The sequence below is a fragment of the Pseudomonas syringae genome (assembly GCF_021606685.1).
Classification (GTDB): domain Bacteria; phylum Pseudomonadota; class Gammaproteobacteria; order Pseudomonadales; family Pseudomonadaceae; genus Aquipseudomonas; species Aquipseudomonas syringae_R.
The window spans coordinates 1-25,727 of sequence record NZ_WKCB01000073.1; the positions used below are offsets into that span (position 1 = coordinate 1).

Annotated in this window: 21 protein-coding genes; 5 read left to right on the forward strand and 16 right to left on the reverse strand. The window is 61.7% G+C overall.

All coding sequences use genetic code 11. The annotated features are described in order from the left end of the window. Window positions 1-49: 49 nt before the first annotated feature. From GIW02_RS21925 to dksA, 14 genes are all read right to left on the reverse strand, one after another. Complete coding sequence (locus GIW02_RS21925; protein WP_236410789.1) at window positions 50-2,983, reverse strand: DUF748 domain-containing protein; 2,934 nt, start codon at window positions 2,981-2,983, stop codon at window positions 50-52. A gap of 86 nt (window positions 2,984-3,069) precedes the next feature. Further along, window positions 3,070-4,086 (reverse strand): class I SAM-dependent methyltransferase, encoded by a 1,017-nt coding sequence (locus GIW02_RS21930; protein WP_236410788.1) that lies wholly within the window; start codon window positions 4,084-4,086, stop codon window positions 3,070-3,072. A gap of 66 nt (window positions 4,087-4,152) precedes the next feature. Beyond that, window positions 4,153-5,022 carry an oxygenase MpaB family protein gene (locus tag GIW02_RS21935; protein ID WP_236410787.1) on the reverse strand — a complete coding sequence of 290 codons (870 nt, stop codon included), beginning with the start codon at window positions 5,020-5,022 and terminating at the stop codon, window positions 4,153-4,155. A gap of 16 nt (window positions 5,023-5,038) precedes the next feature. Then, window positions 5,039-6,976, reverse strand: a complete 1,938-nt coding sequence (acs, locus tag GIW02_RS21940) for an acetate--CoA ligase (RefSeq protein ID WP_236410786.1) — start codon at window positions 6,974-6,976, stop codon at window positions 5,039-5,041. A 105-nt stretch (window positions 6,977-7,081) separates the two neighbouring features. Next, window positions 7,082-8,746: a glucose-6-phosphate isomerase gene (gene pgi / locus GIW02_RS21945; RefSeq protein ID WP_236410785.1), complete on the reverse strand. Its 1,665-nt coding sequence runs from the start codon at window positions 8,744-8,746 to the stop codon at window positions 7,082-7,084. A gap of 216 nt (window positions 8,747-8,962) precedes the next feature. Continuing rightward, the gene (gene panC, locus GIW02_RS21950) at window positions 8,963-9,811 is read right to left on the reverse strand and encodes a pantoate--beta-alanine ligase (protein WP_236410784.1); all 849 of its coding nucleotides are present in this window, start codon (window positions 9,809-9,811) and stop codon (window positions 8,963-8,965) included. After that, window positions 9,808-10,608: a 3-methyl-2-oxobutanoate hydroxymethyltransferase gene (panB, locus tag GIW02_RS21955; RefSeq protein WP_236410783.1), complete on the reverse strand. Its 801-nt coding sequence runs from the start codon at window positions 10,606-10,608 to the stop codon at window positions 9,808-9,810. The genes panC and panB overlap by 4 nt, the downstream gene beginning before the upstream one ends. 365 nt (window positions 10,609-10,973) lie before the next feature. Beyond that, window positions 10,974-11,459 carry a 2-amino-4-hydroxy-6-hydroxymethyldihydropteridine diphosphokinase gene (folK, locus tag GIW02_RS21960; protein WP_236410782.1) on the reverse strand — a complete coding sequence of 162 codons (486 nt, stop codon included), beginning with the start codon at window positions 11,457-11,459 and terminating at the stop codon, window positions 10,974-10,976. A 2-nt stretch (window positions 11,460-11,461) separates the two neighbouring features. Next, on the reverse strand, window positions 11,462-12,865 hold the full coding sequence (locus GIW02_RS21965; RefSeq protein WP_236410781.1) for a polynucleotide adenylyltransferase PcnB: 1,404 nt from the start codon (window positions 12,863-12,865) through the stop codon (window positions 11,462-11,464). A 728-nt stretch (window positions 12,866-13,593) separates the two neighbouring features. After that, complete coding sequence (locus tag GIW02_RS21970; RefSeq protein WP_236410780.1) at window positions 13,594-15,033, reverse strand: sigma-54-dependent transcriptional regulator; 1,440 nt, start codon at window positions 15,031-15,033, stop codon at window positions 13,594-13,596. 22 nt (window positions 15,034-15,055) lie between these two features. Continuing rightward, window positions 15,056-18,010 (reverse strand): sensor histidine kinase, encoded by a 2,955-nt coding sequence (locus GIW02_RS21975; RefSeq protein WP_236410779.1) that lies wholly within the window; start codon window positions 18,008-18,010, stop codon window positions 15,056-15,058. Continuing rightward, entirely contained in the window at window positions 17,994-18,170 is a 177-nt protein-coding gene (locus GIW02_RS21980; RefSeq protein WP_003176118.1) for a hypothetical protein, read from the reverse strand. The genes GIW02_RS21975 and GIW02_RS21980 overlap by 17 nt, the downstream gene beginning before the upstream one ends. Window positions 18,171-18,232: 62 nt before the next feature. Beyond that, window positions 18,233-19,120, reverse strand: a complete 888-nt coding sequence (gluQRS, locus tag GIW02_RS21985) for a tRNA glutamyl-Q(34) synthetase GluQRS (protein ID WP_236410778.1) — start codon at window positions 19,118-19,120, stop codon at window positions 18,233-18,235. 83 nt (window positions 19,121-19,203) lie between these two features. After that, window positions 19,204-19,635, reverse strand: a complete 432-nt coding sequence (dksA, locus tag GIW02_RS21990) for an RNA polymerase-binding protein DksA (RefSeq protein ID WP_053137742.1) — start codon at window positions 19,633-19,635, stop codon at window positions 19,204-19,206. Window positions 19,636-19,954: 319 nt separating this feature from the next. Here dksA and GIW02_RS21995 point away from each other — a divergent pair, with 319 nt between their 5' ends. Then, on the forward strand, window positions 19,955-21,127 hold the full coding sequence (locus GIW02_RS21995) for a pyridoxal phosphate-dependent aminotransferase (protein ID WP_236410777.1): 1,173 nt from the start codon (window positions 19,955-19,957) through the stop codon (window positions 21,125-21,127). Then, entirely contained in the window at window positions 21,127-21,840 is a 714-nt protein-coding gene (gene sfsA / locus GIW02_RS22000) for a DNA/RNA nuclease SfsA (RefSeq protein ID WP_236410776.1), read from the forward strand. Before GIW02_RS21995 ends, sfsA begins: the two co-directional genes overlap by 1 nt. Here the strand turns inward: sfsA and GIW02_RS22005 are convergent. Next, complete coding sequence (locus GIW02_RS22005) at window positions 21,837-22,154, reverse strand: Rieske (2Fe-2S) protein (RefSeq protein WP_236410775.1); 318 nt, start codon at window positions 22,152-22,154, stop codon at window positions 21,837-21,839. The genes sfsA and GIW02_RS22005 overlap by 4 nt on opposite strands. Window positions 22,155-22,308: 154 nt before the next feature. On the opposite strand from GIW02_RS22005, the gene GIW02_RS22010 reads away from it, so the two are divergent. From GIW02_RS22010 to GIW02_RS22020, 3 genes are read left to right on the forward strand one after another with little or no spacing between them, the layout of a single operon-like run. Then, window positions 22,309-23,187, forward strand: coding sequence for an ABC transporter substrate-binding protein (locus GIW02_RS22010; RefSeq protein WP_236410774.1), 879 nt, complete (start codon window positions 22,309-22,311; stop codon window positions 23,185-23,187). Beyond that, complete coding sequence (locus tag GIW02_RS22015; RefSeq protein WP_236410773.1) at window positions 23,184-24,221, forward strand: FecCD family ABC transporter permease; 1,038 nt, start codon at window positions 23,184-23,186, stop codon at window positions 24,219-24,221. Before GIW02_RS22010 ends, GIW02_RS22015 begins: the two co-directional genes overlap by 4 nt. Continuing rightward, window positions 24,221-24,988 (forward strand): heme ABC transporter ATP-binding protein, encoded by a 768-nt coding sequence (locus GIW02_RS22020; protein WP_236410772.1) that lies wholly within the window; start codon window positions 24,221-24,223, stop codon window positions 24,986-24,988. The genes GIW02_RS22015 and GIW02_RS22020 overlap by 1 nt, the downstream gene beginning before the upstream one ends. Before the next feature lie 270 nt (window positions 24,989-25,258). Here GIW02_RS22020 and GIW02_RS22025 read toward each other — a convergent pair whose 3' ends face one another. Continuing rightward, the gene (locus GIW02_RS22025; protein WP_010562703.1) at window positions 25,259-25,531 is read right to left on the reverse strand and encodes a TfoX/Sxy family protein; all 273 of its coding nucleotides are present in this window, start codon (window positions 25,529-25,531) and stop codon (window positions 25,259-25,261) included. Window positions 25,532-25,727 lie beyond the last annotated feature (196 nt).

A 25,727-nucleotide genomic window follows, 5' to 3' on the forward strand; every position in this document is an offset into this window, starting at 1 on the left:
CCATCGGGGGCAAGCCCCCTCCCACATTTGGATTTGTGTTAGTTATGGATTACTCGGCATCCAGGTGCATTGGGGTAACAACACGACCATCCTTCTCCGCCTGCCCCAGGTTGGCATCGATGAAGTACACACGGTCGTCTTCCAGCTGCCCTTTGTCCACCAGGTAATCCTTGATGGTACTGGCGCGATTCTGGCCCAGCTGGCGCAACAGCACGTCACTGGTACTCCAGAACTTGATCACACCGTCGCGCAGTTTCGCGGTACGGTCATCATCGCTGAGGTTTTTCCACTCAGCCGGGGGTTGCTGTTTCAGGCGGGTTCGGTAGATGCCTTCCAGCAAGGGCGCCTTTTCTTTCTCGGGGACCACCAGCAGCGATGCCTGGGCCGGGACTTTGTCGCCACGGCGCTGGAGGATCTTGTAATAGTTGTATTGGTATTCACGCTCCAGGCGCTCTGCGGCCAGGAACGGCCCGTCGCTGCCAGCCGCTGCCGTGCCTTCGATTTCCAGGCGCAGGGTAGGGCGTTCTTTGAGTGCGTTGGCCAGGGTGTTCAAGGCGCCTTGAGCATCGCTGCTCAATTCGCTTGAGCCTGCCGCGAACGACACATTACCCAGGTCCTCAGAGCCGCCGCCGGTCACCAGCCCGCCGATAAACTTGAAGGGCGCCGTCGCCGCGCGCACCACCAGGTTACGCAGGGTCTGCCAGACAATTGGCATCACGCTGAATTGCGGGTTGTTCAGGTCGCCCGACACTGGAAGTTCGATGGAGATCTTGCCGTCGGTGTCCTTGAGCAAGGCGATTGCCAGGCGAATCGGCAAGTCCACGGCATCGGCGCTGTCGACCTTCTCACCCAATTGCAATTGCTCGACCACCACCTTGTTCTCGGCCTTCAGCTGGCCTTTGGTGATCACGTAGTGCAGGTCGAGGTTGAGGCGCCCCTTGCGGATACGAAAGCCTGCGAACTTGCCGGAGTACGGCGTCAACGTGGTCAGCTCGACCCGTTTGAAGCTGGTGGCGATATCCAGCGCGGCCATCGGGTCAAACGGGTTTACGCTGCCTTTGATGGTGACTGGCGCGTAGCGGTCCACTTTGCCTTTGATGTCGACGCTGGCCGGTTTGGCCTGGCGGCTGTCGATGGTGCCGATCTGCCCATTGAGCTGTTGGATGGCCGTGGCGAAGTTGGGCGTGAGGCTGAAGTCGGCGAAGTTGGCCGAGCCGTCGTTGATTGCGATCTGCCCGATATGAATACCCAGGGGTTTGTCTTTGCTTGCGCTGGACTTGGCTGTGGACTTGGCGCCACTGTCGGCCGGCTGGGGGATCAGCAAATCGTCGATGTTAGTGGTGCGGTCGTCGTTGATCATGAACCGCGCATACGGCTGCAGCAGGTTGACCTTGGCAATCGACAGGCTGTCACCGTGCTGGTAGTTCACGCCCTCAAGCACCAGCCGCTGCCATTTGAGGAAGTCGCGGGTCTTGAGGGTATCGAGGGTGTGCAACTGGTCGACCTGGGCACGGCCGGTAATCTGCAAGGCCAGGGGGGCGGTGCTTTTGAGGTTCACATCGAGGTTGCTGCCGAGCATGCCGCTGCGCAGTTCCAGGCGGATAAACGGGCTGATGTAGGCTTGCGCAACCCGCAGGTCGATATCCTGGGTATTCACTTTGAGCTTGGCACTGACCGGGTTGAGGCTGACCTCGCCGGTTGCCTGGATCTTGCCTTGCTTACCCAGCCCGCTGTCTACCTTGAGGGTGAAGGGGCTCCGGTTGAGGCTGTCGAAATTCTGCATGTCCACATTCAGTGGACCCAGCTCCAGTGCTACGGCCGGTTTTACTGCGCGGTCGGCCAGGTGCACCTGGTAATTACGCAGTTGCACATCCTTGAGCAGCACCTGCCACGGCTTGCTCGGCGCAGCGGGCGCAGGTTTTGGCGAGTCGGCGGTGGCGGGCGCGGTGGCTGCCTCCGGCGCCTTGGACGGTTTGCTCGGTTGGCTGGCGAACAGTTTCTGCCAGTCGAGTTGGCCGTCAGCCTCACGGGCTGCCCAGGTTTCGAGTTTGTTGCTGCGGATCTTGCCGACCACCACCTGCTGCTTGCCCAGGTCGACCGTGGTTTCACTGACGTCCAGACGCTCCAGGCGCACCAGGGGGCGGCCATCCGGTGCCTTGATGGCAAATGGCGCGATGCTGGCGGCGGTGTTGGTCAGGTTGAGTTCGGTTTCTTTGGCCAGGCTGAACGTGTACTCGGTGCTGAAGTTGAGCACGCCGTCCTCAAGCACCAGCGGCACCGCGTCGCGCACATACGGCCACCAGGCTTTCATTTTGCCGCCGGTGACTTTCAGGGTGCCTTGGGAGGTGATAGGCACCAGGCTGAAGTTGCCTTTCCAGTCGATTTGGCCACCTTGGGGGCCAGCGGCCACCAAGGTCATGTCGGCGTTGTCATCCGGCAAGGTGCTGAGGTTTTTCAGCTCAAAGTCGAGTGTGTCGTAGAGAAATTCGATCGGCTCGCTGGGACGCAGGTCCTGGAAGTGCACGTAACCCTTGGCCAGCTTGATGCTGTCGATACGCAGCGGGAATGGCTTGGCGTCGGGGTCGGCCGGTGTAGGCTCACTCGGCGGCAGCTTGAACAGTTGGGCCAGGTTCAGTTGGCCGGATTTGTCGAACAGCAGCTCGGTCTTGGGCTGGTCCAGCTGTATGTCCGCCAGGTGCAGCGCGCGGGTCCACAGGCTGTCGATCTGCAAGTTGGCGTAGAGGCGCTCGAAACCCACCTGCTCCTTGCCCGGCTCGCCGATTTTCAGGCCCCAAAGGGTCAGTTCCAGGCTGAAGGGGTTGAGTTCGATCCGCTCGATCCGGGCTGGCACCGTGGCGTAATTGGCCAGTTGCTGGTTGGCAATGCGAAGGGCGATGCCCGGCAGAATCAAAAAGCCCAGCAGGCTGTACAGGGCCAGGGCAGTCAACAGGGCGCCAGCGGCGCGAATCAATCCTTTGGGCATGGGTGACGCCATCTATGTAGAACGAGAGTGCCTTGGAGTATGGCACGGGTTTTCGGTTCCTAAGAACCGGGCCTTTGGGAAACTTCCTACAGTTGGAGAATGAGGGTTTTCAGCGGTGGCTGCTGATCCTGGGAAGGAAAGTCGGCCCCCGGCGTAATGACTTGCCAGTCGCGTACTGGTCGGCCGGCTTTCTCGGCGCAGCGCAGCACCTGCTCGCGCCAGTCATCCATGCTGACTTTTGCCAGGTTGTTGCAGCAGATCAGCACGCCATTGTCGGCGGTGGCGAGCAGCGCAGGCTTGAGCAGGCTCTGGTAGTCGCGCAGCAGGTCGACGGTGCCGAAGGCGCTCTTGGCCCAGGCCGGGGGGTCGAGCAACACCAGGTCATATTGACGCTGCTCCAGGCGCGGATAGCTCGGCAGCTTCTGGCCGCGACGCTGGGTGATCGGCAGGCCGGCCAGTTGGCGAATCGCCGGGAAGTAGTCGGACTGTACAAATTCCATGCTGGGCAGCTCTGGGTTGAGCAGGCCGTTCTCACGGCCGACCGCCAGGTTGCCCTCGGCGAAATCCAGGTTGCACACCTCACGCGCGCCACCCGCCGCTGCGCTCAGGCCCACGCCGCAGGTGTAGGCAAACAGGTTCAGCACGCGCTTGCCCGCGCTGTGCGCCTTGACCCAGCCACGCGTGTTGCGCAGGTCGAGGAACAGCAGCGGGTCCTGCCCGGCATGCCGCCCACGTACGCGGTAATTGAGGCCCCACTCGTGGCCGACCAGGTCGTCGAGTGCCGCAGGTTCGGCGCGGTACACGGTGTCTTCGCGGTCGATGCGCGAGTTGCCACGCGAGCGGTCGTTGTACACCAGCAGCAGTTCCAGGCCCAGGTACTGGTTGATCAGTTGGTGCAGCTCCAACAGGTCGGCGGTTTCCAGGCTTTGGTGAAAGCTCTGCACCAGCAATTGCGGGCCGTAGCGGTCGACGGTCAGGCCTCCGGCGCCTTCCTGGCTGCCGTGGAACAGTCGATAGCAATCGGTGCCTTGGGCATGCAGCTCGTTAAGCAGGTCTTGGCGTTGATCGAGGGCGGCGCGCAGCGCCTGGTTCAGGGAAGACATGGAGCGCGCCTTGCTTAGTCAATGGGGGCTGTGAGGGCGCGGAGTTTAACAGCTATGGGCCGCCGCCTACATCAACCCCATCCGCCGTTGCGCACGTTGCACCGAACCATTGCGCATCGCCCAGCGCAGCAGCGGTGCACTGCGCTTGACCCCGGCGCGGATCATTTGGCGTTGCAACGGGCTCTGGTGTTGATCAAGCAGGCTGCCCGCCCAGTCAGGCAGCAGGTCGATCCCGGCCTGCATCATCAAGGCCCCGAACGGTTTGGCGAGGTGGCTGGGGGCGGGCGCATCGAGCAGCAGGCGCAGCACTTCGCGGCTGCGCTCGTCACAGCGTAGCTGCGGGCGGATACGTACAAGATAATCCGAAATTTCCTGCCGGGAGCGTGGCACGTTCTGCGCGCCCAGCCGTTCGGCCACCAAGGCGATTTCACTGTAGTAGCGGTCCTGGTCCTGCCCGGACAAGTGCGGGTTGCGATAGCGCAAATGGGCCGCGAGGAAATTGCTCACCTCCGCCACATGCACCCAAGTCAGCAGCTCCGGGTCGCTGGCCGCATAAGGACGCCCATCCGGGGCATGGCCCACCACCTGCAAGTGGATGGTGCGCACTTTTTCGATCAACCATTCGGCGTCCTTGCGCGAGCCGAAGGTGGTGCCGGAAATGAACTGCGAGGTACGCCGCAGACGCCCGAGCATATCCTCGCGGAAATTCGAGTGGTCCCACACGCCCGCCAAGGCCAAGGGGTGCAGGGCTTGCAGCATCAAGGCGCTGATGCCGCCGATCAACATGCTGCTGAAGTCGCCATGGACCTGCCAACTGATCGAGTCCGGCCCGAACAGGCCTGGGTCGCCCTTGGGGTTTTCCAGGTCCAGTTGCCCCAGCGACAGGCCGGTCAGGCTCATCAACTGGGTTTCGATACGGCTGCGGATAAATTCCATGGCGACTCTGGGCGTCCTATCGGTTCAGGCGTTTGTCGATCAGGCCATCGACCACGCTCGGGTCGGCCAGGGTTGAGGTGTCACCGAGGCTGTCCAGTTCGTTGCAGGCGATCTTGCGCAGGATCCGCCGCATGATCTTGCCCGAACGGGTCTTCGGCAAGGCTGGCGCCCATTGGATCAGTTCCGGCTTGGCAAAGCTGCCGATTTCCTTGCTGACCAGCTCCAGCAGGTGTTTTTTCAGCGCATCGCTGGGATCGACGCCATTCATGGGCGTGACGAAGGCATAGATGCCCTGGCCCTTGACGTCGTGGGGGTAACCGACCACGGCGGCTTCGGCCACCTGGTCATGCAGCACCAGGGCGCTTTCCACCTCGGCGGTACCGATACGGTGCCCGGACACGTTGATCACATCGTCGATGCGCCCAGTGATCCAGTAGTCGCCGTCATCATCGCGGCGCGCGCCGTCACCGGTGAAGTAGTAGCCGGGGTAGGGTTTGAAATAGGTGTCGAGCATGCGCTGCGGGTCGCCATACACACTGCGGATCTGCCCCGGCCAGCTGGCTTTGATCGCCAGTACGCCACTGCCGGCACCGCTGATTTCCTTACCTTGTTCATCCAGCAGTACAGGTTGTACGCCGAACATCGGTTGGGTGGCGCAGCCGGGCTTGATGCGCTGGGCGCTGACCAATGGGCTGAGCATGATGCCGCCGGTTTCGGTCTGCCACCACGTGTCGACGATCGGGCAGCGTTGTTCGCCGACCGCGTTGAAATACCAGTCCCAGGCTTCCGGGTTGATCGGCTCGCCGACGCTGCCCAGCAGGCGCAGGCTGGCGCGCGAGGTGTTCTCCAGCGGGCCATGGCCCTCACGCATCAGGGCACGCAGCGCGGTGGGCGCGGTGTAGAAAATATTGACCTTATGCTTGTCGATTACCTGCCAGAAGCGCGAGCTGTCCGGGTAGCTCGGCACGCCCTCGAACATCAGCGACGTCGCCCCATTGGCCAGCGGGCCGTAGACGATGTAGCTGTGGCCCGTGACCCAGCCCACATCGGCGGTGCACCAGAACACTTCGCCGTCGCGGTAGTCGAGCACGTACTTGAAGGTCATCGCGGCTTGCAGCAGGTAGCCGCCGGTGGTGTGCAGCACGCCCTTGGGTTTGCCGGTGCTGCCGGAGGTGTAGAGGATGAACAACGGGTCTTCGGCGTCCATCGGCTCGGGCGGGCAGTCGGCGCTGGCGGTGTCCAGGGCGTGTTGATACTTGAGGTCGCGGCCTTCGCTCCAGTTCACCGGCGCTCCGGTGCGCTCCACCACCAGTACCGTGCTGACGTCCGGACAACTGGCCAGGGCTTTATCGACATTTTGTTTCAGCGCCACCGGCTTGCCACCGCGCACGCCCTCATCGGCGGTGATCACGGTGCGGCAGTCGGCATCCAGGATGCGGTCACGCAGGGCATCGGGCGAGAAGCCCCCGAACACCACCGAGTGCACCGCGCCAATGCGCGTGCAGGCCAGCATGGCGTAGGCCGCTTCCGGGATCATCGGCATGTAGATGCACACCCGGTCGCCTTTCTTCACGCCACGGCTTTTCAGCACATTGGCCAGGCGGCTGACGTTTTCGTGCAATTGGCGGTAGGTAATGGTGGAAGACTTGGCAGGATCGTCGCCTTCCCAGATAAACGCCGGCTGGTCGGCGCGTTGCGCCAGGTGACGGTCGATGCAGTTGTAACTGACGTTCAGTTGGCCGCCGGCAAACCATTGGGCGGCGCCGGTGTAAATATCCGAGCTGTGCACGGTGTGCCAGGGTTTGAACCAGTCGAGAAAGGCCTTGGCCTGTTCGGCCCAGAAGGTGTCCGGCTGCTCGATGGATTGGCGATAGAGGCGCTGGTAGTCGGCTTGGCTGAGCTGCGCAGCCTGGCGGACGGCATCGGCAGTGGGGAATGTGCTGATATCGAACATGAGCGGTCCTTATTCTTGTTTTCGGGACAAGTCATAAAGATGCACGCTGTGGGGGGAGGGTTCAAGGCCAACGTCCAAACAGACGTTGGCCTTGCCATACCTGGATCAGCCGCGGTGACGACCGCGGAAGTAGTTGATCAGGCCCTGGGTCGAAGCATCTTCGGCCAAGGTTTCTTCGGCGCCAGTGAGGCGGTTGTACACGCCTTTGCCCAGCTCCTTGCCCAGTTCCACACCCCATTGGTCGAAGGCGTTGATGCCCCAGATCACGCTCTGCACAAACACTTTGTGTTCATACATAGCCACCAGTGCGCCCAGGCGACGTGGGCTGATGCGCTCAACGACCAGGGTGTTGCTCGGACGATTGCCCGGGATCACTTTGTGCGGGGCCAGCTTTTGCACTTCGTCTTCCGCAATGCCCTTGTCGCGCAGTTCGGCTTCGGCTTCGCTGCGAGTCTTGCCTAGCATCAGCGCCTGGCTCTGGGACAGGCAGTTGGCGTACAGCCACTGATGGTGGTCGGACACCGGGTTGAAGCTGACGATCGGCACGATAAAGTCGGCCGGGATCAGTTGGGTCCCTTGGTGCAGCAACTGGTGGTAGGCGTGCTGACCGTTGCAACCCACGCCGCCCCAGATCACCGGGCCCGTATCGGTGGCCACGGGCGTGCCGTCCTGGCGCACGCTCTTGCCGTTGGATTCCATGTCCAACTGTTGCAAGTGCTTGGTGATGTTACGCAGGTAGTGGTCGTACGGCAGGATCGCATGGCTCTGCGCACCCCAGAAGTTGCCGTACCACACGCCCAGCAGGCCCAGCAGTACGGGCATGTTCTGCTCGAACGGCGCGTTCTGGAAATGCTGGTCCATGGTGTAGGCGCCGGACAGCAATTCCTTGAAGTTGGACATGCCGATGGCCAGGGCGATTGGCAAACCGATGGCCGACCACAGCGAGTAACGGCCGCCGACCCAGTCCCACATCGGGAAGATGTTCTCTTCGCGGATGCCGAAGGCCACGGCGGCCGCGTTGTTGCTCGATACGGCAATAAAGTGGCGGTACAGCTCGGCTTCCGAGCCACCCTGGGCCAGGTACCAGGCGCGGGCGGCCTGGGCGTTTTTCAGGGTTTCGAGGGTGTTGAAGGATTTCGACGAGACGATAAACAGCGTGGTCTCGGCGCGCAGCTTCATGGTCAGCTCGTGGAACTCGCTGCCGTCGATATTCGCCAGGTAGTGGCAGCGCACGCCTTTATGGGCGTAGGACAACAGTGCTTCGGACACCAACTCCGGGCCGAGGAACGAGCCGCCGATGCCGATGTTCACCACGTCGGTGATCGGTTTTTCGGTGTAGCCACGCCACAAGCCGTCATGGATACGGCCGACCAGGTCAGTGATCTGGTTCAGCACCTTGTGCACGTCCGGCATGATGTTCACGCCGTTGACCGACAGCTTGTCACCTACCGGGCGGCGCAGTGCGGTGTGCAGGGCAGGGCGGCCTTCGGAAGAGTTGACCGGCTCGCCGGCGTACAGCGAGTTGATCGCGTCCTTGAGGCCGACTTCGTTGGCCAGGCCCACGAGCAGGTCACGGGTTTCGCTGGTGATCAGGTTTTTCGAGTAATCGAGGAAAAGTCCGCAGCTGCTCAAGGTGAATTGTGAGAAACGCTGAGGATCGGCATTGAACGCTTCGCGCATGCTGAAATCCTGCATGGCTTGGCGATGTTGATTGAGCGCTTGCCAGGCGGGCAGAGCGGTAACGTCATGAGGAGTGCGGTAGTACGCCATCGCTGCGGGTTTCCTTTTTATTACGGGGACAGCCTTTAGGACACTTCAAAGCCCGGAACGTCCAGTCTTTCATCAAGGGCTGGGGTGCGGACAGCGCTAACCATAGCGCAGGGCGATTACATTAAACCTAGCGTGTCGATATGTCTTGGCTTTGTCTGCGCTGTGGCCGGTACTTTTTTATACCGGCGCATCAGGCAGGGCAACAGGCGGGGGGTATCAGAGGGTCAGATGCAGGTTGTCGATGAGGCGGGTAGCGCCCAGATAGGCGGCGACCAGAATCACCACGTCGCGGTCCTCGGCGCAGGCCGGACGCAGGTTTACACCCTGGCGAACTTCGAGGTAGTCCAGGCGCAACCCGGCGGCTTCGATCTGCCGGACCTGTTCGGCGCGCAGCGTGGCAAAGTCGTGGTCACCGCTCTGGATGGCGGCGGCCATTTGGCTGAGGCTGCGATACAGCACCGGCGCGATGGCGCGTTGCTCATCGCTGAGGTAACCGTTGCGCGACGACAGCGCCAGGCCGTCCTCGGCGCGCACGGTGGGCTCACCGATGATCTGGATCGGCATGTTCAGGTCATGCACCATCGCGCGAATCACCGCGAGCTGCTGGTAGTCCTTCTGGCCAAAGACGGCGATGTCCGGCTGGACCATGTTGAACAGCTTGCTGACCACCGTGGCCACCCCTTCGAAATGCCCGGGACGGCTGGCGCCGCAGAGGCCTTCGGACAGCAGCGGGACACTGACACGGGTCTGGCCGGTGGTGCCGCCGGGGTACATTTCCTCGACGCTGGGTGCGAACAACAGGTTGCAGCCGGCTTGCAGGAGCTTTTCCTGGTCGGCAGCCAGGGTGCGGGGGTATTTGTCCAGGTCTTCGCCAGCGCCGAATTGCAGCGGGTTGACGAAGATGCTGGCCACCACGAAGTCTGCCTGTTGCGCGGCCTTGGTCACCAGGGTGGCGTGGCCGCTGTGCAGGTTGCCCATGGTCGGTACAAAGCCGATGCGCTTACCGGCCTTGCGGGCGTGGGCGACGGCGGAGCGCAATTCACGCAGGGTTTTTACCGTGTTCATGCAGAGAATCCGTGTTCGGTGCCGGGGAAGGTCACGCCTTTGACTTCAGCGACGTAGGCACTCAATGCGGCATGGATGCTGTCCTGGCCGGTCATGAAGTTTTTCACGAACTTGGGCACACGGCCGGTGATCGACAGGCCGAGCATGTCGTGCAGCACCAGCACCTGGCCGTCGGTGGCCGAGCCTGCGCCAATGCCGATCACCGGCACTTTGACGGCCTGGGTGATTTCTGCCGCCAGTTCGCTCGGTACACATTCGAGCAGGATCATCGCCACACCGGCCTGTTCCAGGGCAATCGCATCGGCACGCATCTGGCGCGCCTGGGCTTCGTTGCGGCCCTGAACCTTGTAGCCACCGAGGATGTTCACCGACTGCGGCGTGAGGCCCATGTGCGCACACACCGGCACGCCGCGTTCGGCGAGCAGGCGAATCGACTCGGCGAGCCACACGGCGCCTTCGACCTTGACCATATGCGCCCCGGCGCGCATCAGCTTGGCGGCGTTCACGAAGGTTTGTTCGACGGTGGCGTAATCCATGAACGGCAGGTCGGCGATGATAAACGCGCCGTCGTTGCCGCGTTTGACGCTGGCGGTGTGGTAAGCCAGTTCATCGGTGGTCACCGGCAGGGTGCTGTCATTCCCTTGAAGAACCATGCCCAGGGAGTCGCCTACCAGTAACACTTCCACCCCAGCCTGGCAGCTGGCTTGGGCGAAGGTGGCGTCATAGCAGGTGAGCATGGTGATTTTTTCACCTTTGAGCTTGAGGCTCTGCAAGGTGGTCAGGGTAATGTCTGGCATGAAAAGGGTCCTCGTTCAGGCGCTTGGAAACAGCGAGTAACGCGCGTGAGTCTTCGTTTATACAGGCGCACTGTCTTGAGAGCAGTGCTTATAAGGCCTGGATTGCGCCCTTCAGCGCCGGGTTGGCGGCAGCGGGACGCCTATAGTCGTGAGGAGGACACGGGAAGTCAATTGGATGTGTTACCGCATTGTTACGCGTGGGGTGTTACCTCGGTAACTGATGCGATTCAGCCGTATAGGCAGATTGTCGAGGCCGTGGAGGTCCAGTGTGGGAGCGGGCTTGCTCGCGAATGCGGTGGGTCAGTCACTGGCTATGTTTCTGATACACCGTATTCGCGAGCAAGCCCGCTCCCACATTGACCGAGTCAGACTGCTGGAAGACGTTCCAGGCCAACAAACGGGCAGGCTGTCAGCAGCTCGCTGAGCGTTTGACCGTCTGGCAGGCGCAGGTCGGCGGGCGCCAGTTCTGCCAGCGGGTACAGCACAAAAGCCCGCAGGTGCATCTGATAGTGCGGCACTTTGAGGCGCGGCTCATCGATCAGGCGGTTACCAAACAGCAAGATGTCCAGGTCCAGGGTGCGCGGTCCCCAACGCTCAAGGCGCTCGCGGCCCTGGTCGTTTTCGATGGCTTGCAGGGCATTCAGCAGTTCCAGCGGCGCAAGGTTGCTGTCCGCGGCGGCCACTGCATTGGTGTAGCGCGGCTGGCCCGGGAGCAGGGAATCACTTTGATAGAAGGCCGACACACCGGCGAGTGTGGTGCCTGGCAATTGCGCCAGCGCCTCGATGGCGCTGCGCAATTGCTGGTCCGGGGCAGCCAGGTTGCTGCCCATACCGATGTAGATGCGTTCCACGTTTATTCGCCCGTAGCGCCCGAGGTGTCGGCGGCACTGCGCTTGCGCTTGGCACCGCTGCGGCGACGCTTCTTGGGCCCGGCACCTTCGCCGTCGCCTTTGCTGCCAAGCTCGCGAATCATTTCGCGGCGCTCGCTGTCATTGGCGTCCTGGTAGTCGGTCCACCATTCGCCCAGGCCATCGGTTTGCTCGCCGGCGCTTTCACGCAGCAGCAGGAAGTCGTAGCCGGCGCGGAAACGCGGGTTGTCCAGCAGCAGGTCGGCGCGTTTACCGCTGCGACGCGGCAGGCGCTCCTGCATGTCCCAGATCTCGCGGATCGGCATGGTGAAGCGCTTGGGAATGGCGATGCGCTGGCACTGTTCGGCGATCAACTCGTGAGCGGCTTCCTGCATGGCCGGAATCGGCGGCATGCCACGGTCCTGCAGACGCAGCACACGTTTGGGCAGGGCTGGCCACAACAGGGCAGCAAACAGGAAGGCCGGGGTCACTGGTTTGTTCTGCTTGATGCGCAGGTCAGTGTTGATCAGCGCTTCACTGATCAGCGTGTGGGTGTACGTCGGGTTGTATTCCAATGCTTCGGCGCTGGCCGGGAACAACGGATCGAACAGCTGCAGGTCGACGAGCATTTCGAAGGTGTCGGCGGCGTAGCCCGAGAGGAACAACTTGAGCACTTCTTCGAACAGGCGCGCTGAAGGAATCTCGCGCAGCATCGGCGCCAGCTCACGGATCGGCGCGGCGGTGTGCCGTTCGATACCGAAGTTGAGCTTGGCGGCGAAACGCACGGCCCGCAGCATGCGCACCGGGTCTTCCTGGTAGCGCTGGGTCGGGTCGCCGATCAGGCGGATCAGGTTGTTGCGGATGTCGTGCACGCCGTTGGCGTAATCGAGGATGCGCTCGCTGACCGGGTCGTAATACAGGGCGTTGATGGTGAAGTCGCGGCGCTGCGCGTCTTCCTCCAGCGTGCCGTAAACGTTGTCACGCAGGATGCGACCGCTCTCGTTGCGGGAAGACTGGTTGGTGTCTTCCTCTTCATCGTTTTGCGGGTGGCCGGCGCGGAAGGTCGCGACCTCGATGATTTCGCGGCCAAAGTGGATATGCACCAGCTTGAAGCGGCGGCCGATGATTCGCGCATTGCGAAACTCGGCGCGCACCTGTTCAGGCGTGGCGCTGGTGGCGACGTCGAAATCCTTGGGGGTGATATTGAGCAGCATGTCGCGTACGCAGCCGCCCACCAGATAAGCCTGGTAGCCGGCGTTCTGCAAACGTTCGACGATGTTCACTGCATAGCGGCTGAATTGGGCGCGCTGCAATGAATGCTGATTGCTGTTAAGCACTTCAGGCGTGCTGCGAATGTGTTGCGTACGACGCAAGGGGGAACGGAATGACTGGAACAACTTCTTCAGCATGGGATGCACTGTTTGAAGGAATGTTCGGCCATAACGAAGAATGACCGCATGATGGGCGGGGATTCTAGCATTTAGTCGGGGGATGGTGTAGGAACAAGCTGCAGGCCTTGCGCCATAAGCCTTAAATTTTCAAATCCCGGTGCAGAATGAATGCCGGAAGCTTTCTACAAGAAACTACAAGGGGAGCCGAAGCTCCCCCAGAAGTAGTTGCGTGCTCTATTTTTATTATTGATTGCGGGCTTCTTGTTTTTGTTGATCGCCCTCGCCATGAAGCTTCACCTTCATGACACTCCCAATCGGGAGCCAAGAGCAAACGGATTGCTTTGGTCGCTGTGTTGCTGATCTACGATCCAACCAGTTCAGGCTCTGCCTTAGGGCAGTTTTTGTTGTTCTCGGCCTGGTTGCGGGGCAAGCCCCAAATGCAACGCCTCTCCAAAAGAATCAGTTAGCTGCGCCTCCGCCGTGTTGTTTTTATTGTGCGTGAGTCGATTCGTCTTATTTTTATTGTCTTGTACAAAGCTTGTTATTGTTTTTGTACTAAGCATATAGCAGGGTACGTGCCAACTTTTACGCCGCCCAGCAAAACCGGGGGGTTGGGGCGTTTTCGGGTTTTTGACGGGCCAAAAAAAGCCGGGGCTTCGTTACCGTAAGCCCCGGCTTTTGTTACGCGAAATATCCGCGGTAACAGTTTTTTCACATCTGAGGGTGTTACCTGTGGGGGCGCACCCTCAACTCTCGCTGGCCACTCCGGTCTTGCGCCGTGGGATGCCCAGGCGCTGGCGGCGTTCCCACAGGCATTTGCGGCTCACGCCGAGTTTGCGCGCCAGTTCCGTCTCGGTCATATGGTCCTGGTGCTCAAGGACGAAATGCTGGAAGTAATCTTCCAGTGACAAATCTTCGGTCGGCTCATGGCTGGTATTGCTACCCCCACTCTGTTGCGGGGCCAGGCCGATGAAATCGTCGTCGTCCAGGTCACTCAGCTCGATATCGATGCCCAGCAGCTCGGCGGAAATTTCCGGGCTCTCCGACAGAATTACCGCGCGCTCCACCGCATTTTCCAGCTCTCGCACGTTACCCGGCCACGAGTAATGCCGAATCGCCTGCTCGGCGTCCGGGGCAAACTTGAGGTCGGTACGGTTGATGCGGGCGCTCTGGCGCTGCAGGAACGCTTGGGCGATCTCATTGACGTCGGCGCCACGCTCACGCAGGGCCGGCAGCTTGAGGGCGATCACGTGCAAGCGGTAGTACAAGTCTTCACGGAACTGGCCGATCTTGGCCAGGCTCTTGAGGTCGCGGTGAGTGGCCGCGATCAAGCGCACATCCACCTTCTGCGATTGCACCGAGCCGACGCGGCGAATCTCGCCTTCCTGCAGCACACGCAGCAGGCGGGCCTGGGCTTCCAGCGGCAGCTCGCCGATTTCGTCGAGGAACAGCGTGCCGCCGTCCGCCGCTTCCACCAGGCCCGCGCGCCCGGCGCTGGCGCCAGTGAACGCGCCTTTTTCGTGACCGAACAGTTCGGACTCGATCAGGGATTCGGGGATCGCCGCGCAGTTCACCGAGATCATCGGCGCCTTGGCGCGCTTGGACAGGTTGTGCAGGGCGCGGGCCACCAGTTCTTTACCGGTGCCGGATTCGCCCTGGATCAATACATTGGAGTCAGTCGGTGCGACTTTGCGGATCTTGCTGTACAGGTCCTGCATCGGTGGGCAGGAGCCGATGATGCCGATCTCGCCATTACTGTTGTCGACGCCCGGCTTATCCGCGCCATTGGCGACTTTGCCGGCGGGGCGCTGTTCAGCAGGTGCGCTGCTGGCCGACTGACGGTCACGCAGGATGCGCGCCACGGCCTGGAGCATTTCGTCGTGATCGAACGGCTTGGCGATGTAGTCCACCGCGCCCATCTTCATGGAATCCACGGCCGAGCGCAGGCTGGCGTAGCTGGTCATGATCAGCACCGGGGTGCCCTGGCCAAGCTTGATCAACTCGGTGCCAGGCGCGCCAGGCAGGCGCAGGTCACTGACAATCAGGTCGAACGTGGGAATGCTGAATCGCTCTTGGGCTTCCTGCACCGAGCCGGCTTCGCTGACCTGGTACTGATTACGTTCAAGCAGGCGACGCAAGGCAGAGCGGATAATGGTTTCGTCTTCGACGATCAAAATATGCGGCATTGATTCAATTCTCTCGACGGTCTCAGTTCACAGCGGACGTCGCTTCGACATGACGCGGCAAGGTCACCCGAATACGGGTGCCGCGTTGGCTTTCGGTGTCAGCCGGGCTGTCGATGGTGATTTGTCCATAATGCTCTTCAACGATGGAATAGACCAGTGCAAGGCCCAGACCGGTACCTTCACCTGGGTCCTTGGTGGTGAAGAAGGGTTCGAACAATCGGTCCATGATGTTCTGTGGAATACCGCTGCCTTCGTCCTCGACGATCAGGTCGACCGTGTGCTCGAAAGCCTCGGTCTTGACGCGTACCGCGCCGCCCGCCGGCGTCGCATCGCGGGAGTTGGACAGCAGGTTGATCAGCACTTGGGCCAGGCGTTGTGAGTCGCCGTCGACCCAATGGTCGGGGTCGCACAAATTGAAAAACTGTACTTCGAAATTGCGCCGGTTCAGGGCCAGCAGCCCGATGGCATCCTGAGCCACTTCGGCCAGGCACACCGCCTCGTCCTGGTTCTGATGGGCACCGGCATGGGCAAAGCTCATCAGCGACTGCACGATGCGCGATACGCGCTTGGTCTGTTCGAGGATCTGCCCACTGATTTCGGTGATTTCGCCGTCTTCTTCGCGCTCTTCCCGTAGGTTCTGCGCCAGGCAGGCGATACCCGTGATCGGGTTGCCGATCTCATGGGCCACACCGGCCGCCAGACGACCAATGCTGGCCAGCCGCTCGGAGTGCACCAGTTTGTCTTCGAGCATCTGCGTGTCGGTCAAATCCTCGACCAGCAGCACCAGGCCGCTGTTACCGGGGGCCAGCGGCTCGTCGATCGCGGCCTTGTGCAGGTTGAGCCAGCGGGTCTGGCCGTCGAGTGCCAGGTGCTGCTTGTGCAAGTGCTCGTCGGGCAGGTTGATAAAGCCTTGCAGCAGTTCTTTCCACGGATCGCCGAGGGTATTCAGGCGCGAGCCGACCACCCGTTGCGCGGCGATGCCGGTGAGTTCTTCCATGGCCTTGTTCCACATCAGGATCTCTTGATCCTTGGCCAGGGAGCACACACCCATCGGCAGCTCCTGCAGGGTCTGGCGGTGGTAGCGGCGCAGGGCGTCGAGTTCGGCGGCAAGGCCGGTGAGGCGCGAGTGGTAGTCCTCCAGGCGGCTCTCGATGAAGTGGATGTCTTCGGTCACATAGTTTTCGCCGCCGGCCTTGTAGGGCAGGAACGTCTCCACCATGTCCTGGGACACGCTGGGGCCCATCAGGCCAGACAGGTTGGCTTCGATGCGGTCGCGCAGGCGGCGCAGGGCGTACGGGCGGCGCTCGTCAAACGGCAGGTAGAGATCACGCAGCGCCTGCTCGACTTCCTTTTGCGCGGCCTTGGCGCCCAGGGGCTTGGCCAGTTGTGTGGCGAATTCCTGTGGCGAGGCCGCGTGCAGTTCGCGGCGTTGCGGGCGGCGCACGTTGTCCACCGCGCACGCCTCGGCGGCACTGGTTTCTTCGGGGCTGGCGTTGGTGAACAGCGAGATCAACGTGAACATCAGTACGTTGGCGGCCAGCGAGGCAATCGCCGCCATGTGCCAACTGGTGTCGTCCAGCACGTAGATCATGTTCAGCAGCGGGATATAGAACCCCTGTAGATTGCCGACCAGCGGCAGCAGCATGGTCACGACCCACACCAGGATTCCGGCCAGCAGCCCGGCAATAAAACCGCGCCGATTAGCGGTCGGCCAGTACAGCACCGACAACACCCCTGGCAGGAACTGCAAGGTGGCGACAAAGGCGACGATGCCGAGGTTGGCGAGGTCTTGCCCGGCGCCCAGCAGCAAATAGAAGCCGTAGCCGGCCATGATGATCGCGACGATCAGTGCGCGGCGCGTCCATTTCAGCCAGCGGTAGATATTGCCTTCGGCCGGCGGCTGGTAAAGCGGCAGCACCAGGTGATTGAGCGCCATGCCCGACAACGCCAGCGTGGTGACGATGATCAACCCGCTGGCCGCCGACAACCCGCCGACATAAGCCAGCAGCGCCAGGGCCGGGCTGTTGGCAGCAATGCCGATGCCGAGGGTGAAGTACTCGGGGTTAGTGGTGGCGCCCAGTTTCAGGCCGGCCCACAGGATCAACGGCACTGCCAGGCTCATCAGCAGCAGAAACAGCGGCAAGCCCCAGCTGGCGCTGACCAGCGAGCGCGGGTTGAGGTTCTCGGTGAACGTCATGTGATACATGTGCGGCATCACGATGGCCGAGGCGAAAAACACCAGCAGCAGCGTGCGCCACGGGCCTTCCTGCAGTGGCGTGTGCAGGGCGGCGAGGGCGGTCTGGTTTTGCAGCAGCCACAACTCGAGCTGTTGCGGGCCATCGAAAACACCATAAAGCGCGTAGAGGCCGACGCCGCCGATGGCGATCAGCTTGATCACCGACTCGAACGCAATCGCAAACACCAGGCCTTCATGTTTCTCGCGGGTGGCGATATGGCGGGAACCGAAGAAAATCGTGAACAGGCTGATCAGCGCGCAGAAGGCCAGGGCGACCCGGTGTTGCACGGGCTCGCGGGTGAGGATGCTGATGGAGTCGGCCACCGCCTGGATCTGCAGGGCCAGCAACGGCAGCACGCCGATCAGCATGAACACGGTGGTCAGCGCGCCGGCCCAGGTGCTGCGAAAGCGGAACGCGAACAAGTCGGCCAGCGACGACAGCTGGTAGGTGCGGGTGATTTTCAGGATCGGGTACAGCAGCACCGGCGCCAGCAAAAACGCGCCGGATACGCCGAGGTAGCTGGACAAAAAGCCGTAGCCGTACTGGTAGGCCAGGCCCACGGTGCCATAGAACGCCCAGGCGCTGGCGTACACACCCAGGGACAAGGTGTAGGTCAACGGATGGCGAATGATCGCCCGCGGAATCATTCCGCGCTCACTGATCCAGGCAACGCCGAACAACGCGGCCAGGTAGGCGGCGCTGATCAGCAGCATCTGGGTGAGGCTAAAGCTCATCGGCATCTTTTTGGCTCTGCAGGATGAAGGTCACGACGATCAGGATCAGCCACAGCAGATAAGGGCGGTACCAGGCGCCCGTGGCGTCGATCCACCAATCCATGATGGCGGGAGAAAACAGGTAGATCCCGACGACCAGCAGCAGGACCAATCGATAGATGTACATGTTGGCCTCTGATTAAAAAACTGCGGCGATGGTAACGGATGGTGGGCAGGCTGCAAGCGCCTTCAGCTCAATTGCGCTTCGGCCAACGTGAGTGTGCGCGGGATCTGGCTGGCATCCCAGTGTGCAATGCCCCAATCCAACAGCTCCCGGGGGCTGGCGTGGAGCAGTTCACTGCCGGCTTGCTGGCCGAGGGCGCGCAACGCTCTTAACAGCAAAGGCGTGGCCTGGTCGGGTGTCAACGGCGGCGAGCGGTAGGATTTGCCCAGTTTGTTACCGTCCGGCTGGATGATCAGCGGTACGTGCAGGTAGCGCGGTTGGCGCAGGCCCAGCAACTCTTGCAGGTACAGTTGGCGCGGCGTGGAGTCGAGCAGGTCGGCGCCGCGCACGATATCGGTCACCCCTTGCCAGGCATCGTCGAGGACCACGGCCAGCTGGTAGGCATACAGGCCATCGCGGCGGCGGATGATGAAATCGCCTACATCGCGGCCCAGGTGCTGTCGGAATTCGCCCTGTACGCGGTCGGTAAAGTGGTATTCCAACTCCGGGACGCGCAAGCGAATCGCTGCATCCTGCTGCTCGTGACCGGCATTGCGGCACAGTCCTGGGTAAATCCCGTGGTAGGGCTCCAGCTGTTTGCGCGAGCACGTGCAGGCGTAGGCCAAGCCGTGGTTGAACATGTCGTTCAGTACTTTTGCGTAGGCCTCATGCCGTTCGCTTTGTCGGACCAGTTCACCGTCCCACTCAAAGCCGTAGCTTTCCAGGGCGTGCAGGATCGCCGCCTGGGCGCCGGGTTCTTCACGGGGAGGGTCGAGGTCTTCCATGCGCATCAGCCAGCGGCCATGGTTGGCGCGGGCATCAAGGTAGGAGGCGAGGGCGGCGACCAGTGAGCCAAAATGCAAGTGGCCGCTGGGCGTAGGGGCGAAACGCCCGATATAGGTAGAGGCTGTCATGGGCCGGATACTACTGGAAAATCAGCAAATTCCAGAAACAAAAATGGGGCGTTTGCACGCCCCATTCGTTCAGATCGGCAGTTTTATTTGCCGACCTGTTTTTCCTTGATTTCGGCCAAGGTCTTGCAGTCTACGCAGAGGTCCGCAGTAGGGCGGGCTTCCAGGCGACGAATACCGATCTCGACACCGCAGGATTCGCACCAGCCGTATTCTTCGTCTTCGATCAGTTGCAGGGTCTTGTCGATTTTCTTGATCAGCTTGCGCTCGCGATCACGGGCGCGCAGTTCGAGGGCGAACTCCTCTTCCTGGCTGGCACGGTCTGCCGGGTCCGGGAAGTTGGCCGCTTCGTCCTTCATATGGTCAACCGTGCGGTCGACTTCCTGCATCAAGTCCTGCTTCCACTGCTTCAGGATTTTGGAGAAGTGCTCGCGCATGGGCTTGCCCATGTATTCCTCACCCTTCGATTCAACGTAGGGTTGGAAACCGCTGATGTTCTGCTTTGCTTGGGTGGACATGAATAGACCGCCTCTCACTCTTCTAATCCATTGCGCAGGATTGCAACGTCACCGACACCTGCCGGCCCTGCGGCTGCAAGCGGGCGAACTTACCAGATAGATTCGGGGTGCGCTACTCCCGGTTGTCGAGGCCCGTCGCCTATGGGTTGCAAAGTGCAGTGGCCCGTCGTTGCTGGGTATGTCACGTCTCGAATGTTGATTTTAGTCGTTTTACGCGCGCTTGCTCGGGCGGCCAAGGCAGCCGAGCAGGCAATAGAGCATGTTTTACGCTGAGGGTTCGGTAGAATCCTGATTTTGTCCTCACCGTTAAGGAAGGCTCATGGCTCAGCCCTACAGCGCGCGCAGTCGCGCCATCGAACCCTTTCATGTCATGGCGTTGCTGGCGCGAGCCAATGAGCTGCAAGCGGCCGGCCATGATGTGATCCACCTGGAAATCGGCGAGCCGGATTTCACCACCGCCGAGCCGATCATCCAGGCGGGCCAGGCGGCGTTGGCCAATGGCAAGACCCGCTACACCGCCGCCCGCGGCCTGCCGGAGTTGCGCGAGGCGATCAGTGGGTTCTACCAGCAGCGCTACGGGCTGAGCATCGACCCTGAGCGCATCCTGATTACCCCCGGCGGCTCTGGCGCGTTGCTGTTGGCCAGCAGCCTGCTGGTAGATCCGGGCAAGCATTGGCTGCTGGCCGATCCGGGTTACCCGTGCAACCGGCACTTCCTGCGGTTGGTGGAGGGTGCGGCGCAGCTGGTGCCGGTCGGCCCCGAGGTCCGCTATCAACTGACGGCTGATCTGGTGGCCAGGCATTGGGACCAGGACAGCGTGGGCGCACTGGTTGCGTCACCGGCCAACCCGACCGGCACGATCCTCACGCGCGATGAGTTGGCCGGGCTGTCTGGCGCTATCAAGGCGCGCAACGGCCATCTGGTGGTGGACGAGATTTATCACGGCCTGACCTACGGCACCGACGCCGCCAGTGTGCTGGAAGTGGATGACGACGCCTTTGTCTTAAATAGTTTTTCCAAGTATTTCGGCATGACCGGCTGGCGCCTCGGTTGGCTGGTAGCGCCACCGGCGGCGGTGGGTGAGCTGGAGAAACTCGCGCAAAACCTCTACATCAGTGCGCCGAGCATGGCCCAGCATGCGGCCCTGGCCTGCTTCACCCCGCAAACCCTGAGCATCCTGGAGGCGCGTCGCGCCGAATTCGGCCGTCGTCGGGACTTCCTGCTGCCGGCGCTGCGTGAACTGGGGTTCGGTATTGCCGTCGAGCCGGAAGGGGCTTTTTATTTGTATGCAGATATCAGCGCGTTCGGCGGTGATGCCTTCGCATTCTGCAGGCACTTCCTCGAAACTGAACACGTGGCGTTTACGCCTGGGCTGGATTTCGGTCGTTATCAGGCAGGTCACCACGTGCGTTTTGCCTACACGCAGAATCTTGATCGGCTACAGGAGGCCGTGGAGCGAATCGCCCGTGGCTTGCGGAGCTGGCAAGGCTGATGCGTTTTCATCCTCCCCTCGAAGAAGCGCGGTTGATTCGCCGCTACAAGCGTTTTCTCACCGATATCGAAACCGTTACCGGCGAGTTACTCACCATTCACTGCCCCAACACCGGGTCGATGCTCAATTGCATGGTGGAGGGCGGGCAGGTTTGGTTCAGCCGCTCCAACGATCCCAAGCGCAAGTTGCCGGGCACCTGGGAAATCGCCGAGACGCCGCAAGGGCGGCTGGCGTGCGTCAACACCGCGCGGGCCAATCAGTTGATAGAGGAAGCCCTGCGTGCCGGGGTGATCACCGAGCTCAACGGTTTTACCGGGTTGAAGCGCGAGGTGCCTTACGGCCAGGAAAAAAGCCGTATCGATTTTCTCCTGGACTACCCGGAGGGGGCGGCCTACGTCGAAGTCAAAAGCGTCACCCTGGGCTTTGATGGCTCCCGTGTGGCGGCCTTCCCGGATGCCGTGACCCAGCGCGGCGCCAAGCATTTGCGAGAGCTGGCGCACCTGGCCCGCGACGGCGTGCGTGCGGTGCAACTGTATTGCGTCAACCTGTCAGGTATCGATGCGGTACGGCCCGCCGTGGAAATCGACCCCGGATACGCTGCCGCCCTGCGCGAGGCCAAGGCTGCGGGTGTTGAGGTGTTGGCGTATGGCGTACGGGTCACGCCCGAGGAAGTTTGCGTGGACCGTCGGCTGGACGTGCTGCTCGGCGACTAGAGCTGTACCCACAGGCCTTGTTCGTCCTCACGGCCGGGCAGGGGGGTGAGGCTTTTGCCCGCACAGGGCCCGGCGATGCACTCGCCGCTTTCGATCAGGAACAGCGCGCCGTGGGTTGCGCACTGGATCAGGCTGGCGCTGGCATCGAGAAAGCGGTCGGGCTGCCATTCCAGTGGGATACCGCGATGCGGGCAGCGGTTGATATAGAAGTACGCAACGCCGTCCCGGCGCACGGCCAGCAGCTTGCAGCCGTCGATGTCAAAGCCGAGGCTGCTGTTGGGCGCCAAGGCGTCGGAGGGGCAGAGAAACTTCATTTAAATCCTTATGCCTTGACGTTCAAATGCAAACAATTATCAAATGCCGGCTTCGCCCGTTGGCTGACTGGGTGCTCTGTTCGATGTGTTGCAGGGGTTATCTGTCACATCGATGCGTGCTCGAAAGGCCCTGCCCTAGGAAGGAAACCCTGTTATGCGCCTGAGTGCCAGCGCTATCGCGCTTGTTGTCGGACTGCTGGTCAACCACGGGGCGCAAGCCTCTGAACTGCCTCAACGTTGGGTGAGTGCCGGTGGGGCGTTGTCGGAATGGGTGACGGCCCTGGGCGGTGAGTCAAAGCTGGTGGGAGTGGACACCACCAGTCAGCATCCGGCCTCTCTCAAGGCGTTGCCGAGCATCGGCTACCAGCGCCAGCTGTCGGCGGAAGGGATTTTGAGTTTGCGTCCGCAAGTACTGGTAGGCACCGAAGAAATGGGACCACCACCGGTGTTGGCGCAGATTCGCGGCGCGGGTGTGCAGGTGGAAACGTTTTCCGCGCAACCGGATCTGCCAACCCTGAAAGGCAACCTGCAACACTTGGGCAAGCTGCTGGGCAGTGAGGCCAAGGCCAACGAATTGTTTAGCGGCTATGAACAGGCGCTGGATCAACAGAAAGCCTGGGTTGCCAAGGCCCAGGCCACGCAAAAGGCGCCGGGCGTGTTGCTGCTGCTCGGGCATGCGGGCGGCAAGCCGCTGATTGCCGGCAAGGACACCGCAGCCGACTGGATGTTGCAGCAGGCGGGTGGGCATAACCTGGCGACTCACAGCGGTTACAAGCCGTTTTCGGTGGAATCATTGGCCGGGTTGAGCCCTGACGTGCTGGTGTTTGCCGATCGCGCGCTTACCGGTGACGCAGCGCGCGCGGCCTTGTTCAAGGAAAACCCGATCCTGGCGTCTACGCCGGCCGCCAAGAGTGGGCGGGTGTTCGAGCTTGACCCGACACTGCTGGTCGGTGGCTTGGGCCCCCGTCTGCCGCAAAGCCTTGTGAAACTGTCCCAGGGCTTCTATCCGTCTCAGGCTCAAGCCACCCCATGACCCCTCTGGTTAAACCGCGAACGTTGTTTATCGGCCTGGCCCTGTTGTGTGTCCTGGCGACCTGGCTCTCCTTGGCCCTGGGGCCGGTGAGTCTGCCGCTGTTGGACACCCTGCGCGCGGCGCTGCGCCTGATGGGAATGCCGATCCAGGCGCAAGGGCTGGAACAGGCTGAGCTGATCCTGGGGCAGATCCGTTTGCCGCGGACCTTGCTGGGGCTGGCGGTGGGCGGTGTGTTGGCGTTATCGGGCGTGGCCATGCAGGGGTTGTTTCGCAACCCGCTGGCCGACCCGGGTTTGGTCGGCGTCTCCAGCGGTGCGGCACTGGGGGCGGCCATTGCGATTGTTGGCGGCGCGTTTTTTGGCGGTTTGCCGGAGGCGTTCGGGCCTTACCTTTTATCGCTGTGCGCGTTCCTCGGCGGGTTGGGCGTGACCGCGCTGGTCTACCGGTTGGGGCGGCGCAACGGCCAGACCAACGTGGCGACGATGTTGCTCGCCGGTGTTGCTCTGACGGCCCTGGCCAGCTCTGCGGTAGGACTGTTTACCTACCTGGCGGATGACGCGACCCTGCGTACGCTCACGTTCTGGAACCTGGGTAGCCTCAATGGCGCCAGTTATTCACGCTTGTGGCCTTTGTTGCTGGTGAGCGCCGGTGTGGCGTTGTGGCTGCCACGCCGCGCCAATGCATTGAATGCGCTGCTGCTGGGCGAGTCGGAGGCCAGTCACCTGGGGATCGACGTTGAAGGGCTCAAGCGCGAGCTGGTGTTTTGCACCGCACTCGGTGTGGGCGCCGCCGTGGCAGCGGCGGGCATGATCGGTTTTGTCGGGCTGGTGGTGCCGCACCTGGTGCGCCTGCTGGCGGGGCCTGATCATCGCGTGCTGCTACCCGCGTCGGTATTGGCAGGCGCAAGCCTGTTGCTGTTTGCCGATCTGGTCGCGCGCCTGGCCTTGGCGCCGGCTGAATTGCCGATCGGCATCGTGACCGCGTTTATTGGCGCGCCGTTTTTTCTTTACCTGTTGTTGCGAGGGCGCGCCTGATGCTCAGTGTGGAAGGGCTGCATATCCGTCGCGGTCGCAAAACCGTATTGGAGGACATTACCCTCGACCTGTTGCCGGGCCAGGTTCTTGGCGTGCTCGGCCCCAATGGCGCGGGCAAGAGTACGTTGCTGGGTGCGTTGTGCGGTGAGTTGCACCCTGACCAGGGCCAGGTCTGGCTGGATCAGCAAGCCCTCAAGGAGTGGAGCGGATCGCAGCGGGCTCAGCGCCTGGCCGTGTTGCCTCAGACTTCGACCCTGGACTTCGCGTTTCGCGTAGAGGAGGTCGTCGGCATGGGGCGCTTGCCCCATCAGACCGGGCGTGCGCGTGACAAAGAGATTATCGACGCGGCGTTGCAGGCGGCGGATGTCGGGCATTTGAGCGGTCGCAGCTACCTGGCGTTGTCCGGGGGGGAGCGTCAGCGCGTGCACCTGGCCCGGGTGCTGGCGCAGTTATGGCCCGGTGAAGCGGGGCAGACGCTGCTGCTGGATGAGCCGACGTCGATGCTCGACCCCTTGCATCAGCACACGACCTTGCAGGCCATTCGCACCTTTGCCGATCGCGGTGCGGCCGTGCTGGTGATCTTGCATGACCTGAATCTGGCCGCTCGTTACTGTGATCGGATTCTGTTGCTGGAGGAGGGCCGCGCCCATGCATTGGATACGCCGGCGCAGGTGATGCGTCCGGAGCCGCTCAAGGCGGTATTTGGCCTGGAGGTATTGGTGCAGCCGCACCCGGAGCGCGGGCACCCGCTGATCATCGCGCGCTGAGGTTGAGGGTTGCGTACGGCGTATGACCGGCAGTTTTCTACAGGCAAAAAAAGACCCGGCAAAAAGCCGGGTCAAATAACCGTGATTAGCCTGATGAGGAGATAATCTGAGAGTCCGAACCAATGGTCTTTCAGTTATCGGCTGATCTCGCGACCAGTTGTGATAATCATAACGATTCTCATTTGAGAGTCAACATGTGTTTTGACGCGACCCTGGGTTTTCCTCAAACGGCCGTTCGAAAAGCCTGTGATCATTGGGTTTGCGGCTGATCTAATTCTTTTGCCGCGCCGAAATAGCGTCCAGCTGGCGGTTCAACGCTTCCTTGCGCTCGGCAGGAATGTCGTTCCAGTGCACATCCATCAATGCTCCTTCGATAGCGTACAGCAGCACTTTCGAGGCTCGGAACCCACGCGTACGCACGGCTCGATAGGCATCCACAGCCCCAAGACGGCGCAAGTCCGATGCACTGTGGATGCCCACCGCATGCAGCCACTGTGCCGATGTCTTGCCGAGGTTTTTCAGGTGTTGCAGCTCATCATTCATCAAGCCTCCTTGCGACGGCCGAATGGTGCGGTGGGTATCGTGACCAGGCAAGCCTGAACAGGAGTGTAGCGCTCAGCAGGAAAAGCGTAGTTCTTTGGTTGGGAACGGCTGAAACGCTTATAAGAATGGGGCGGGGATTTTGCGGAGGGCAGGCGTGGGGCCCCCGGTACGTCTGGGCGTAACCGGGGTGCAAGCG